Consider the following 12,978-nt stretch of genomic DNA (forward strand, 5'->3'; position numbering starts at 1 on the left):
CGCCAGGGTCACCTCAATCTCCCAACCGGCTGCTCCAGCCGAGCTTGCTGCGACACACTTCGTAGTAGTTGTAGCCGTGGGGATGCAGCAGCGTCAGGCGCTGCGGCTTGCGCCGCACGTAGAGGATGTCGTCCGGCTTGGAGACCACCTTGGTCTGGCCGTCGCAGCTGACGTGGGGATAGGCCTCGTTGGTCTCACCGATATGGATGCGAATCTCGGACGCCGCGTCGACCACGATCGGCCGGCTCGACAGGGTATGCGGAAACATCGGCACCAGGGTAATGGCATCGAGCTTGGGATGCATGATCGGCCCGCCGCCGGACAGCGCATAGGCGGTGGAGCCAGTTGGCGTGGCGATGATCAGGCCGTCGCTGCGCTGGCTATAGACGAATTGGCCGTCGATGAACAGCTCGAACTCGATCATCCGCACCGCCTTGCCGGGGTGCATGACCACGTCGTTGAGGGCATCGGCGGCGCCCACCAGCACCTCACCACGATACACCTCGGCGTCGAGCAGGAAACGCTCTTCGACCTCGTAGTGTCCGGCCAGCACTTCGCCGACCCGCTCCTCCAGCTCGTTGGGCGAAATATCGGTCAAGAACCCCAGCCGCCCACGATTGACGCCGAGCACCGGGGTGCCGCTACGGCACATCGCCCGGCCGGCGCCAAGCAGGCTGCCATCGCCACCGACCACGATCGCCAGGTCGCAGATCTCGCCAAGGGTCTCGCGGCTCGCCTCGCGGTGGCCGTGGTCGAGCAGCACCGTGGCAGTACGATCCTCGATCACCAGCGCATAGCCGTGGCCGTCGAGAAAGCGGATCAGCCGCTTGAGGGTGTCCACCACCTTGGCGCTGCCCAGCCGGCCAATCAGGCCGATGGTCTTGAAAGTCGTCATGTTATCGCCCTTGTGCCGAGGCCAATCATTATGCGGTGTGCCCTCGGCCCGGGCAAACGCCCCCATTACTGCGGGTATGCTTCAGGCCTGACGATAAGCGTGCAGCGCCTTGCGGCGCTTGCCCCACCACTCGTTGATCAGCAACGCAGCGAGGATGATGCCGCCGCCCAGTGCCAGCCGAAGCAAGTCGGCATCGCGATTCCAGATCACCAGATTGACCAGCAGACCGGCGGGGATCAGGGCGTTGTTCATGATCGCCAGCGCCCCGGCATCGACCAGCGTCGCGCCCTTGTTCCACAGGAAGTACCCCACTCCCGAGGCCGCCAGGCCCAACCACAGCAGCACGCCCCACTGCAGCCCCGTGGTGGGCAGCATACTGCGGTTGCCAAGCAGCAGATAGGCCACCGCCGCCAGGCACAGCGCGCCCAGGTAGAACCAGCCGAACACGCCCAGCTGCGGCAACTCCGCCGGCAGTCGCGCGGCCAGATGCCGGTAGGCGACCTGGCCGAAGGCGAAGCACAGGTTGGCGCCCTGCACGACCAGGAAACCCTGCCAGAAGCCGCTGTCGATGCCATCGTAGCGAATCACCGCCGCGCCGAGCACGGCAAGCAGCGCGGTCAGCAGGTAGAATGGCGAGAAGCGCCGCGCCATGGCGTCGTCGAGCAGGGTCACGTAGAGCGGTGTGAAGATGGTGAACAGCAGCACCTCGGGTACCGACAGCAACAGAAAGGACTGGTAGAAGAACACGTACATCAGCCCCAGCTGTATCGCCCCGATGCCCATCAGCGCCAGCTTGTGGCCATGTGCCAGCAGCCGCGGCTTGAGAAACGGCACGAACAGCAGCGCCGCCAGGGCGATCCGGGTCAATACCGCAAAGTAGCTGTCGACCTGGCCCGACAGGTAGACGCCGATCAGTGAGAACGAGAAGGCCCACAGCGCCGTGATGCCGATCAGATAACCCATTAGTGAACCCTTGAGAATTGAAAAGTTGACGGACATTATACGCATCACTCAGCGACTGGCCAGCATCGCACGGATCAGCTTCACTTCCTGTTCCGGCGAGCGCTCGCAGTGCGCCTGGAGCGGCAGCGGCCAGGGTAGCGTGGAGGTCGGCCGCGACCCCGACGGCCTGCGTTTCCACGAACAGGGCCACTTCAGGCTCGACCGCGGCGACGCCGAGGTAGCCTTTCGCAACGTCTATCGCTGGGCGCTTCACGACGAGCATATCGGGCTCTATCACGAGCGCCGCGGCAAGGCGCATGCGGTATGGCTGTTCGACCTGGTGACCAGCGCCGAGGAGGGCGTCCTGGTCGCCCGCGACGCCCACCTGTGCGGCGACGATCGGTACAGCGCGCGGCTGAGCCTGCGCGACGATGGCGTCGACCTCGACTGGCGGATCAGTGGCCCACGCAAGGACGAGCGGCTCTACTACCGCTATCGGCAGTAACATTACCTACCCTCTGCAACTCAAGCATCACATAGCGGATCAGCAGCGATGGCGTCTTGGTGAACTCCTGCGCAAGCTGGATGTGCCGCGCCATCACTTCAGTGATGCCAATCAGCGGACGCGGCGATGCGGGCACTTTGCCACCACCATCGGTGCAGGCCGCCACGTCATCTCTCAGCAGTGACCGCAGGCTTCCCATGTCGCCATTACGAGAAGCGGAGAAGAAGGCCGCAGCAATTCAAGTGAGACATGACAACAAGGGCACCGGCCAATTACCCTTCCGCATCCGGAAACCCATGCTGCCTGGCGGCCCACACGACGATTAGCGTTCCCGCTAGCAGCACCAGCAGAACGGGCGAGAATGCGGTGACGCCGATGCGATCCAGCAGGATACCGCCGACAATTCCGCCACCTGCTATCGCCATGTTCCAGGCCGTGACCAGCATCGACTGCGCAACATCAGCCGCATTACCGGCCGTCTTGGCGACGGCGGTCTGGAACAGCGTCGCCGCGCCGCCAAAGGCCAGCCCCCAGGCAGCCACTGCGGCATACACCACGCCAGGAGCATCGCCCGCCACACCGAGCGCCAGCGCAGAAAGGCCGAACAAGAGCGTGCTGGCAAGCGTCAGCGCACGCAGATGGCGGTCGATCAGCACACCGATGATCCAGATACCCAACAATGCCGTGATACCAAACACCAGTAACACCAGATCGGTACGCTCGGCCATTCCCGCCATCGCCAGAAACGGCGCGATGTAGGTATAGAGGATGTTGTGCGCGAGGACGAAGGCCAATACCACGAACAGTACCGGGCGGATACCCGGCAGGGTGAACACCTGACCGAGTGACAACCGCTTGCCCATGGCCTGACCCGCGAAGTCCGGCAGCTTGACGTGCACCCAAGCCATCAGTATCAGCGCCAGTAGGCTCATGAGGCCAAAGCACATCCGCCAGCCCACCAGATTGCCCAGAAATGTGCCCGCCGGCACCCCGAGTGACAGCGCCAATGGCGTACCCACCATCGCAATGGCGATGGCCCGACCCTTTTGGTGATCGGGCACCATGCGTGCGGCATAGCCTGCCAGTAGTGCCCAAAGTAGCCCTGCCGACACACCCGCCAGGAAGCGCGCCACCATCGTTAGGAGATAGCTGCTGGAAAACGTCGTGACAGTATTGGCGACGACAAAGCCCGTCAGGGCTGCCAGCAGCAACGGGCGACGGCGCATGCCTTGCGTGGCGGCAGTCAGAGGTATCGCGGCGACCAGCGAGCCGATGGCGTAGAGGGTGACGAACTGTCCGGCCAGCGCTTCGGAAATCCCCAGGCCAGCGCTAATGTGCGGCAGCAAGCCCGCCGGTAAGGCTTCCGTGAGGATAGTGACGAAACCCGCTAACGCCAGGGCCAGCAGCGATGCGATAGGAAGGCGTGCGACACCTTGATCTGTGCCACCACCAAGAGCCGTTGTGGTTGAACTTGCCATAACGTTGCCTTTTCGAGTGCCGATCTCCCGCGCAAATGCCACGGAATCGGCATGAATGGAATGTAGGCAGCGATATTGAGAGAACCCTCAACGCAAGACAATAATGCTAATATTCCGAATATACCGGACAAATATTCTCAAATGGATGTAACGATGGAGTCGCTCAACGGCATCGCATTCTTCGTACAAGCGGCGGAAGCCCGTAGCTTTTCCGAGGCCGGGCGCATCCTCGGCGTGTCCTCATCAGCGGTGGGCAAAAGCGTGTCCAGGATGGAAGAGCGCTTGGGAGTGCGCCTGCTCCATCGCAGCACGCGCAGCATCACCTTGACCAATGAAGGCGCGCTGTTTCTGGAACGCTGTCGGCGCATCCTGTGCGAAATCGAAGCGGCCGAACTGGAGCTGTCCGAGACCCGGCAGGCGCCACGGGGTCGGCTGCGTATCAGTCTCCCCCTGGTCGGCATGCTGGTCATGCCCGCCCTGACCGCGTTCATGCGACGTTATCCAGACATCGAACTGGACGTGGATTTCTCGGATCGCTTGGTGAACGTGATCGAGGAGGGCTTCGATGTGGTGATGCGCACCGGCGAACCCAACGACTCGCGTTTGATGGCCCGTCAAGTCGGTAGCTACCGGCTGCAACTGGTCGCCTCCCCCGGCTATCTGGCCGACCACGGAACACCTAAGATTCCTGAAGATCTCGCCGATCACGCTTGCCTGCAGCACAAGTTTCCTTCCACGGGAAAGTTTGAGCCATGGCCGTTGAAGCGCATCGAAGGGGCGCCGGAATGGGAGGTCCCGGCCAGTATGGCGTGTAACACGTCTGCCGCCTTAATGGACGTGGCCGTGGCAGGTCTTGGCATTGCGTGCCTGCCAGACTTCATGGTGCGGCAGGCCATCGAGCGGGGAGAGTTGGTGTCGGTGCTGGATGCGCATGTCGAGCACCAGGGCACCTTCCGGCTGCTGTGGCCATCGAGCAAACACCTGGCGCCGAAGCTGCGCGTCTTCATCGACTTCATGGTCGAGACACTGTTCAAGCACTAACTGCATGCATAGTGACGTTAAAAAAGCCCCGCCGGTGCTGAGCCGTGCGGGGCAATGGAGGCTAGTTGCCGATCAACGGGTACCGGCGGCCATCCACTCTTCCATCATCTGGTCGTAGGGGATCGTGGTGCCCTGCGGCATCTCGTCGTCGAGCTTGGGCTTGGGTGCGCCGGGCTGCTCGAACCAGTACTCCGCGTCCTGCTCGTCGTTGAGCACCGGCGCATAGGTCTCGAAGACGTTGGCCCGCGCCAGGCGCGCCATGATGTCGTCCATCGCCCCCGCCAGGTTGTCGAGGCCTTCCTGGGGCGTGACTTCACCGCTCATCACCGGCGCCAGGTTCTGCCACCACAGCGGTGCCATGCGCGGATAGTCGGGCACGTTAGTGCCGGTCGGCGTCCAGTTGGACTCGTTGGGGCTGCGATAGAACTCCACCAGGCCGCCCAGCTTGGGCGCCAGCTCGGTCATCTGATCGGAGAAGATGTCCGACTCGCGGATCGGGGTCAGGCCGTGCATCAGCTTCTCAAGCGACACCGACTTGGCGGTGGTGAACTGGCCGAACAGCCAGGCCGCGGTACGCCGGTCCTCCGGGGTGGAGTCGAAGAAGGTCCAGGAGCCCACGTCCTGATAGCCGACCTTCATGCCCTCTTCCCAGTACGGCCCCACCGGTGACGGCGCCATGCGCCACTTGGGATTCCCCTCGTCGTCGGTGACCGGCACGCTGGGATCGGTCATGTCGGCGGTGAAGGCGGTGTACCAGAAGATCTGCTGGGCGATCTGGCCCTGGGCCGGCACCGGGCCGGCTTCACCGAAGGTCATGCCCTGGGCCTCTTCCGGGGCGTAGGCGTTGAGCCAGTCCACGGCTTTCTGCATGGCGAACACCGAGGCTGGGGCATTGGTGCCGCCGCCGCGGGTCACGCTGGCGCCCACCGGGCGACTCTCTTCGTCGACGCGAATGCCCCAGTCATCCACCGGGTTGCCGAACGGAACCCCGGGGCTGCCCATGCCGGCCATGGAGAGCCAGGAGTCGTGGAAACGCCAGCCCAGCGACGGGTCGCGGCGACCGTAGTCCATGTGGCCGTAGACGCGCTGACCGTCGATCTCACCGACGTGCTCGGTGAAGAACTCGGCGATCTCCTCGTAGGCCGTCCAGTTGGTGGGCACGCCCAGGTCGTAGCCGTAGATGTCGCGGAACTGCTCCTGCAGGTCTTCGCGTTCGAACCAGTCGTAGCGGAACCAGTAGAGATTGGCGAACTGCTGGGTGGGGAGCTGGTAGATACTGCCATCCGGGCCGGTGGTGTACTGGATGCCGATGAAGTCGTCGAGATCCAGGCTTGGCAGTGTAAAGTCGGCCCACTCGTTCTCCATGGCCTCGGAAAGGTTGATGGTGGTGCCGTAGCGGATATGCGTGCCGATGGCGTCGGAATCATTGACGTAGCCGTCGTAGATGCTGTTGCCGGACTGCATCTGAGTCTGCATGTTATCAACCACATCACCTTCACCGATGATGTTGTGGGTGACCTCGATACCGGTCAGCTCTTCAAAGGCCGGGGCTAGTACATCACGTTCCCACACATGCGTGGTCAAGCCTTCCGCTACCGTGCTGATCTGCATGCCGCGGAACGGCTCCGCCGCTTCGGCGAACCACAGCAGCTCCTCGATCTGCTCCTCACGGGACAGCGTCGAGTTCTGGAAGTGTTCATCCACCAGCCTTTCGGCGATGGCCCTGGCATCGTGGTTGTCAGCGTGGAGCGCCGCCGAGGCGAGCATCAGGCTGCTGGCGAGCACCGTCAGTTTCATCCTGGTATGTTTCATGATGACCTCGTTATTGCTTATTGTTGTCTTCCGTGACGCGAAATCCATCCGTGTACTTCGTCTCACCCCCAGCGCATCAGTATCAGAAGCCAAACCACTGACACAGCCAGGGCGAACCAGATCGTGATATCGGTAAAACCCACCACGATCAGGTGAATGTAGGCCGCGCTGAGCAGCCCGATGAACAGGCGATCACCGCGGGTGGTAGCGATAGGCAAGAATCCCTTGCGCTCCACCGTGGGTGAGATCACCTCCCAGGCGGTCATGCCGGCGAGAATCGCGGCAATCGTCGAGAAGAACACCGCCGTGGGTAGGGTCCAGACCATCCAAGCCATCTGTGTATCCCCTCAGGTACGGCCCAGGGCAAAGCCCTTGGCGATATGATTGCGAACGAAATAGACCACCACGATACCGGGCAGAATGGTCAGCACCCCTGCCGCGGCCAGCGTGCCCCAGTCGATCCCCGAGGCAGTTGAGGTACGCGTCATTATCGATGCGATGGGCTGTGCACTAGTGGCCGTTAGCGTCCGAGACAGCAGCAGCTCGACCCACGAGAACATGAACAGGAAGAACAGCGTCACGCCGATCCCCGAGCGGATCATTGGAATGAAGATCTTGACGAAGAAACGCGGGAAGCTGTAGCCGTCGATATAGGCGGTCTCATCCACTTCTTTGGGCACGCTGCTCATGAAACCCTCGAGAATCCAGATCGCCAGCGGGATGTTGAACAGGCAGTGCGCCAGGGCCACGGCGATATGGGTATCGAAGAGTCCCACCGAGTAGTAGAGCTGGAAGTAGGGCAGCAGGAATACCGCCGGCGGCGCCATCAGGTTGGTCAGCAGCCAGAAGAACAGGTGCTTGTCGCCGATGAAGCGAAAGCGACTGAAAGCGTAGGCCGCCGGCAAGGCCACCGAGATACTGATCAGCATGTTCATCAGCACGTAGCCGATGGAGTTGACGTAGCCCATATACCAGGAGGAGTCAGTGAAAATCCCCATATAGTTAGCCGCAGTAAAGTTCTGCGGCCACAGCGAGAAGGAGCCGAGAATCTCGCTGTTGGTCTGGAAGGACATATTCAGCAGCCAATAGATCGGCAGCAGAATGAATATCAAGTAGAGCGCCAGCAGGGTCCGCGGGCGCAGCCGTGAGCGGCCACGCTTTTTCGCCTCGGCGCGCTGGAATGTTTCACTTTCCGTCCCTTGCGAGGCGCTCGCCTGCTCGACGTGGGTGTCGATTCGCTGGTTCATATCAGACGCCTCCCCGCTCGGCCTTGTCTTTCTGCATGTTCATGATCGCGGTATAGAACACCCAGCAGACCAGCAGGATGATCAGGAAATAGATCAGCGAGAATGCCGCCGATGGACCCAGGTCCTGCTGGCCGATGGCCATGGTGGTCAGCGACTGGCTGAGGAAGGTGGTACTGCTGCCCGGCCCGCCGCCGGTCAACACGAAGGGCTCGGCGTAGATCATGAAGGAGTGCATGAAGCGCAGCAGCACGCCGATGACCAGCACGTTGGTCAGCTTGGGTAGCTGAATGTAGCGGAACACCGCCCACTTGGAGGCCCGATCGATGCGCGCCGCCTGATAGTAGGCCTCGGGGATCGAGCGCAGGCCGCTGTAGCAGAGCAGCGCAATCAGCGGCGTCCAGTGCCAGACGTCCATCAAGATGATCGTCGCCCAGGCATCCACCGGATTGCCGGTGATGTTGTAGCCGTAGCCCAGCCCGCGCAGCCCGGCCCCCATCAGGCCGATATCGCCGCGAGTGAATATCTGCCAGATACTACCCACCACATTCCATGGAATCAGCAGCGGTAGGGTGATCAGGATCAACACCGCCGAGGCCTGCCAGCCGCGCTTGGGCATCAGCAACGCGATACCGATGCCCAGTGGTACCTGTATCGCCAGCACAGTGAACGAGAAGGCGAACTGACGCAGCAGCGCCGCCTGCAGTCCGGCATCGTTGAGGGTGCGCTCGAACCACTCTACGCCGGTGAAGAAGCGGGTGTTGGCGTCGAACACGTCCTGCACCGAGTAGTTGACCACCGTCATCAGCGGAATGATCGCCGAGAATGCCACCAGCACCAGCATCGGCAGCACCAGCAGCCAGGCTCTGTTGTTATATACCTTATTAACCATGCTCCATCTCCACTCGGTATTCGTCGGCGTAGAGCCCCAGCCAGCGCTCGGGGAAACGCAGGTGGGCCGTCCCGTGCGGCACCGCCTGATCTTCGTTCAAGCGCACCTTGAACAGCTCGTCTCCCAGGTAGCAGGACATGATGCGGTAGGTGCCCAGGTCCTGGACGTCCTTGACGCTGACCGCGAGCGTCTGATCACCGGGCGCATCGGCCAGCTCGATGAACTCGGGGCGAATCCCCAGCTTGAGGTTGTCGGTGCGACAGCCCCGCGCGCAGTCGGCCAGACGCTGGCTCACCGGGATCGCGAGATCGCCGTACATTAGCGAGCCTGAGGTGATGCTGACGGGAATGAAGTTCATGCCGGGGCTACCGATGAAGTAGCCGACGAAGGTATGCGCGGGCGCTTCGAACAGCTCGGTAGGTGTACCGAACTGCACCACCTGCCCTGCGTACATCACCGCGATCTTGTCAGCGAAGGTCGAGGCCTCGAGCTGATCGTGGGTGACATAGATCATGGTGATATTGAACTGCTCGTGGATCTCCTTGAGCTTGCGGCGCAATTTCCACTTGAGCTGGGGGTCGATCACCGTCAGCGGCTCATCGAACAGGATCGCCGAGACATCGTCGCGCACCAGGCCGCGCCCCATGGAAACCTTCTGCTTCTCATCGGCGGTAAGATTCTTGGCCTTGCGGGTGAGCTGGGCCGTTAGGTCGAGGATATCGGCGATCTCCCTGACCCGCGGCTCCACCTTGCTCTCCGGCGTACCGATATTGCGCAGCGGAAATGCCAGATTGTCGAACACCGTCATGGTGTCGTAGACCACCGGAAACTGGAACACCTGGGCGATGTTGCGCTCCTCTGGAGGGAGGTCGTTGACGATCTGCTTGTCGAAGACCACTTCGCCTTCGGATGGGGTGAGGAGTCCGGAGATGATATTGAGCAGCGTCGACTTGCCGCAGCCGGACGGCCCCAGCAGCGCATAGGCGCCGCCCTGGTGCCAGGTATGGCTCATCTCGCGGATGGCATAGTCCTCGGGCGTGCTTGGGCTCGCCGAGTAACTGTGGGCCAGCGACTTGAGGATGATCTCGGCCATGTCAGCGCTCTCCCCGGTGGCTTGGCACATGCACGATGGCGCCATGCTGGTCGAAGGCGTACATCTTGTGAGTAGGCAGGTAAACCTTGATGCGCTGGTCGGTGTCGAAGCGATGTACACCGCCCAGGTGCAACACCAGGGAGAAGATGTCGTTGCGCACGTGCAGGAAGGTTTCCGACCCGCTGATCTCGGCCAGTTCGACGCTCACCTCGACTTCCAGGTCGCTAGGATGGTGGCGCGACAGGCTGATATGCGAGGCGCGCACGCCGAAGTGGTAGCTACCCGGGTCCAGCCGCGAGAACACCTCATCGGCGGAGAAATAGAGCGTCTCGTCGAACGACACCTCGCTACCGGAGACCAGCCCGGGCACCACGTTGATGGGCGGTTCGGAAAACATTTCGGCGGTGAGAATATCGCGCGGACGATGGTAGACGTCCTCGGTACGCCCATACTGCAGCAACCGCCCCTCATGCAGTACCGCGGTGTGGCCACCGAGCGCCAGCGCTTCGTTGGGTTCGGTGGTGGCATAGACGGCAATGCAGTTCTTGGCCTTGAACAGCTCGCGCAGCTCATCGCGAAACTCTTCACGCAGCTTGTAATCGAGGTTGACCAGCGGCTCGTCGAACAGGATCAGGTCGGCATCCTTGACCAGGGCCCGCCCCATCGCCGTACGCTGCTGCTGCCCCCCGGAGAGCTCGAGCGGATAGCGGTCGAGGAGATGCTCGATGTGCAGCATCTCGGCGGTCTCGTAAACCCGGCGATGAATCTCCTGCTTGTCGACCCGCGCCAGTTGCAGCGGCGAGGCGATATTGTCGAAGACATTGAGGGTGGGATAGTTGATGAACTGCTGGTAGACCATCGATACGTTGCGCTTACGCACCGGCACCCCGGTGACATCGCGACCATGCATCTTGACCTTGCCCCGGGTTGGCGCTTCGAGCCCCGCCATCAAGCGCATCAACGTCGTCTTGCCGGCCAAGGTGCGCCCCAGCAGTACGTTGAACGAACCGGGCGCCAGCTCCAGGCTGACGTCCTCGATGTGGGTGCTGGCGCCGACTACATGATCGATATTTTCTAATATCAAAGACATGCCGAACTCATCATGTTTGTTGTATGGGTGACGACGTCACTCGTGTTCTCGAACCCTAGTGCACTTTCGTTCGAACATACAATCATGAAATTCCGAACACCCTGCAAAGCGCCTCCCCTGCGCTGAATTTTACGATTAACCCACTGTTATTAATGATTATTTCATCGCGTTATACTTTTGACTAAGCCGCTATCGCTTGTGGCGACCGCTTCCGTGATGCCTTGCAGCGACCTCAAAACCATTTAATGCCTTGATAAGTATTATTTTTTCCGAAACCACAAGCCCAGCAGAATACCTTCCAATCTCGCCAAAAATGCAATTTTTTACTTCAATATCAATATATTGGCGCCATTACATGGATGATTCACGACCGCGCTTGATGTTCGTTAGAATTTATTCTATGTTCGTTTTCAAACACACATCTCCTGACCCGTCACCATGTGGCAACCCAGCGACGACACAGATGGAATAGCGCCATGCCCTCACCTTCAGCGACACCGTGTATGGACCTCTTCGTGATTGGCGGGGGGATCAATGGCACCGGCATCGCCAACGATGCCGCAGGACGCGGCCTTACGGTCGGCCTGTGCGAACAGGCCGACCTGGCCAGCGCCACTTCATCGGCCAGCAGCAAACTGATACATGGCGGGCTGCGCTATCTGGAGCACCGCGAATTTCGTCTGGTGCGAGAGGCGCTCAAGGAGCGTGAAGTACTGTTGCGAAAAGCGCCTCACATCGTCTGGCCGCTGCGGTTCATCCTCCCTCACCAGCCCCACCTGCGGCCGGCCTGGATGATCCGCGCTGGGCTGTTCCTGTATGACCACCTCGGCAAGCGCGACAGCCTGCCCGGCTCGCGGCGGGTACGCTTCGATGCCGAGAGTCCACTGCACCCCGACATCGTGCAGGGCTTCGAATATTCCGATTGCTGGGTCGATGATGCGCGACTGGTGGTGCTCAATGCACTCCAGGCTCAGCACAACGGCGCCGAGATCATGGTGCGCACGCGCTGTATCGATGCGCGAGAGGAGCAGGGGCGTTGGGTCATCAGCCTGGAGAACACCCTGACCGGTGAGCGGTTGACGCGACACGCCAAGGTGCTGGTCAACGCCGCGGGGCCCTGGGTCGAGAGCTTCATTCGCCACAGCGCTCACCGCCAGTCGCGCTACGGCATTCGCATGATCCAAGGGAGCCACCTGGTGGTACCGCGCCTCAACCATGATGACCGCGCCTATATCCTGCAGAACAAGGATGGTCGCATCGTCTTCGTGCTGCCCTATCACCAGGACTTCAGCCTGATCGGCACCACCGACCGCCGCTATGAAGGGGATCCAGCGCGCGTTTCGGTCAGCGACGAGGAGACCGACTATATCCTCGAGGTGGTCAACGCCCACTTCAAGCAGCAGTTGGGGCGCGACGACGTGCTGAGCAGTTTCTCTGGGGTACGGCCGCTATGCGACGACGAGTCTACCGATCCTTCGGCGATGACCCGCGACTACACCCTCGATCTGGACAGTCACGGCGCGCCAATGTTGTCGATCTTCGGCGGTAAGATCACCACCTACCGCAAGCTGTCCGAGGCGGCATTGCGTGAGGTCGAAGAGCTATTGCCGCAGATGGGTCGCAGCTGGACGGCCGACGCGCTGCTGCCGGGTGGCGATATTCGCTCGCAGAGCGAGTTCAGCGCGCGCTTGATGCGTGACTACCCATTCCTCGGCGAGGCCAGGGCAAGGCGCTTTGCCTCGAGCTACGGCAGCCTGTGCCTGGGATTTCTCGCCGAGTGTAGCCGCGAGGAAGATCTTGGCGAGCATTTTGGCGCTGGCCTCAGCCAGCGCGAGGTGGATTACTTGATAGATCACGAATGGGCGCACTGCGTGGACGACATTCTATGGCGGCGTACCAAGCTCGGCTTGTTGATCGACGCCGAGCAGCGACGCAGTCTCGAGGCCTATCTTGCCTCCCGACTGATGGTGAACTCGGCCTGAGGCA

At 61.5% G+C, this 12,978-nt stretch carries 12 protein-coding genes; 3 read left to right on the forward strand and 9 right to left on the reverse strand.

Translation table 11 applies throughout. The features are described 5' to 3' along the window. Nucleotides 1-13: 13 nt before the first annotated feature. Both CK498_RS11045 and CK498_RS11050 read right to left on the reverse strand, forming a co-directional pair. Nucleotides 14-895 (reverse strand): NAD(+) kinase, encoded by an 882-nt coding sequence (locus tag CK498_RS11045; protein ID WP_095620927.1) that lies wholly within the window; start codon nt 893-895, stop codon nt 14-16. 81 nt (nt 896-976) lie between these two features. Then, nucleotides 977-1,858: a carboxylate/amino acid/amine transporter gene (locus CK498_RS11050; RefSeq protein WP_095620928.1), complete on the reverse strand. Its 882-nt coding sequence runs from the start codon at nt 1,856-1,858 to the stop codon at nt 977-979. 25 nt (nt 1,859-1,883) lie between these two features. Here CK498_RS11050 and CK498_RS11055 point away from each other — a divergent pair, with 25 nt between their 5' ends. Beyond that, on the forward strand, nt 1,884-2,342 hold the full coding sequence (locus tag CK498_RS11055) for a DUF6314 family protein (protein WP_095620929.1): 459 nt from the start codon (nt 1,884-1,886) through the stop codon (nt 2,340-2,342). A 272-nt stretch (nt 2,343-2,614) separates the two neighbouring features. On the opposite strand, the gene CK498_RS11065 is transcribed toward CK498_RS11055, so the two are convergent. Continuing rightward, nucleotides 2,615-3,820, reverse strand: coding sequence for an MFS transporter (locus CK498_RS11065; RefSeq protein ID WP_095620930.1), 1,206 nt, complete (start codon nt 3,818-3,820; stop codon nt 2,615-2,617). Between the two features lie 153 nt (nt 3,821-3,973). Here CK498_RS11065 and CK498_RS11070 point away from each other — a divergent pair, with 153 nt between their 5' ends. Continuing rightward, nucleotides 3,974-4,861, forward strand: coding sequence for a LysR substrate-binding domain-containing protein (locus CK498_RS11070; protein WP_095620931.1), 888 nt, complete (start codon nt 3,974-3,976; stop codon nt 4,859-4,861). 72 nt (nt 4,862-4,933) lie between these two features. On the opposite strand, the gene CK498_RS11075 is transcribed toward CK498_RS11070, so the two are convergent. The 6 genes from CK498_RS11075 to CK498_RS11100 form a co-directional block, all read right to left on the reverse strand. Further along, entirely contained in the window at nt 4,934-6,673 is a 1,740-nt protein-coding gene (locus CK498_RS11075) for an ABC transporter substrate-binding protein (RefSeq protein ID WP_095620932.1), read from the reverse strand. A gap of 62 nt (nt 6,674-6,735) precedes the next feature. Continuing rightward, nucleotides 6,736-7,008, reverse strand: a complete 273-nt coding sequence (locus CK498_RS11080; protein ID WP_076747192.1) for a DUF2160 domain-containing protein — start codon at nt 7,006-7,008, stop codon at nt 6,736-6,738. 12 nt (nt 7,009-7,020) lie between these two features. Beyond that, nucleotides 7,021-7,920, reverse strand: a complete 900-nt coding sequence (locus CK498_RS11085; RefSeq protein ID WP_229359047.1) for a carbohydrate ABC transporter permease — start codon at nt 7,918-7,920, stop codon at nt 7,021-7,023. A 1-nt stretch (nt 7,921) separates the two neighbouring features. Beyond that, nucleotides 7,922-8,809 carry a carbohydrate ABC transporter permease gene (locus CK498_RS11090; protein WP_095620933.1) on the reverse strand — a complete coding sequence of 296 codons (888 nt, stop codon included), beginning with the start codon at nt 8,807-8,809 and terminating at the stop codon, nt 7,922-7,924. Then, the gene (locus CK498_RS11095; protein WP_095620934.1) at nt 8,802-9,902 is read right to left on the reverse strand and encodes an ABC transporter ATP-binding protein; all 1,101 of its coding nucleotides are present in this window, start codon (nt 9,900-9,902) and stop codon (nt 8,802-8,804) included. Before CK498_RS11095 ends, CK498_RS11090 begins: the two co-directional genes overlap by 8 nt. Nucleotide 9,903: 1 nt before the next feature. Continuing rightward, nucleotides 9,904-10,992, reverse strand: a complete 1,089-nt coding sequence (locus CK498_RS11100; protein WP_095620935.1) for an ABC transporter ATP-binding protein — start codon at nt 10,990-10,992, stop codon at nt 9,904-9,906. A 503-nt stretch (nt 10,993-11,495) separates the two neighbouring features. On the opposite strand from CK498_RS11100, the gene glpD reads away from it, so the two are divergent. Beyond that, complete coding sequence (glpD, locus tag CK498_RS11105; protein WP_217987753.1) at nt 11,496-12,974, forward strand: glycerol-3-phosphate dehydrogenase; 1,479 nt, start codon at nt 11,496-11,498, stop codon at nt 12,972-12,974. The last annotated feature ends 4 nt before the right edge of the window (nt 12,975-12,978 follow it).

Origin of the sequence: Halomonas salipaludis (assembly GCF_002286975.1) — a bacterium.
Taxonomy (GTDB): domain Bacteria; phylum Pseudomonadota; class Gammaproteobacteria; order Pseudomonadales; family Halomonadaceae; genus Franzmannia; species Franzmannia salipaludis.

Bases quoted from the DNA above. Each gene is read 5' to 3' on its own strand.
- CK498_RS11045 (WP_095620927.1), bottom strand. From the start codon at position 895: ATGACGACTTTCAAGACCATCGGCCTGATTGGCCGGCTGGGCAGCGCC.
- CK498_RS11050 (WP_095620928.1), bottom strand. From the start codon at position 1,858: ATGGGTTATCTGATCGGCATCACGGCGCTGTGGGCCTTCTCGTTCTCA.
- CK498_RS11065 (WP_095620930.1), bottom strand. From the start codon at position 3,820: ATGGCAAGTTCAACCACAACGGCTCTTGGTGGTGGCACAGATCAAGGT.
- CK498_RS11070 (WP_095620931.1), top strand. From the start codon at position 3,974: ATGGAGTCGCTCAACGGCATCGCATTCTTCGTACAAGCGGCGGAAGCC.
- CK498_RS11075 (WP_095620932.1), bottom strand. From the start codon at position 6,673: ATGAAACATACCAGGATGAAACTGACGGTGCTCGCCAGCAGCCTGATG.
- CK498_RS11080 (WP_076747192.1), bottom strand. From the start codon at position 7,008: ATGGCTTGGATGGTCTGGACCCTACCCACGGCGGTGTTCTTCTCGACG.
- CK498_RS11085 (WP_229359047.1), bottom strand. From the start codon at position 7,920: ATGAACCAGCGAATCGACACCCACGTCGAGCAGGCGAGCGCCTCGCAA.
- CK498_RS11090 (WP_095620933.1), bottom strand. From the start codon at position 8,809: ATGGTTAATAAGGTATATAACAACAGAGCCTGGCTGCTGGTGCTGCCG.
- CK498_RS11095 (WP_095620934.1), bottom strand. From the start codon at position 9,902: ATGGCCGAGATCATCCTCAAGTCGCTGGCCCACAGTTACTCGGCGAGC.
- CK498_RS11100 (WP_095620935.1), bottom strand. From the start codon at position 10,992: ATGTCTTTGATATTAGAAAATATCGATCATGTAGTCGGCGCCAGCACC.
- glpD (WP_217987753.1), top strand. From the start codon at position 11,496: ATGGACCTCTTCGTGATTGGCGGGGGGATCAATGGCACCGGCATCGCC.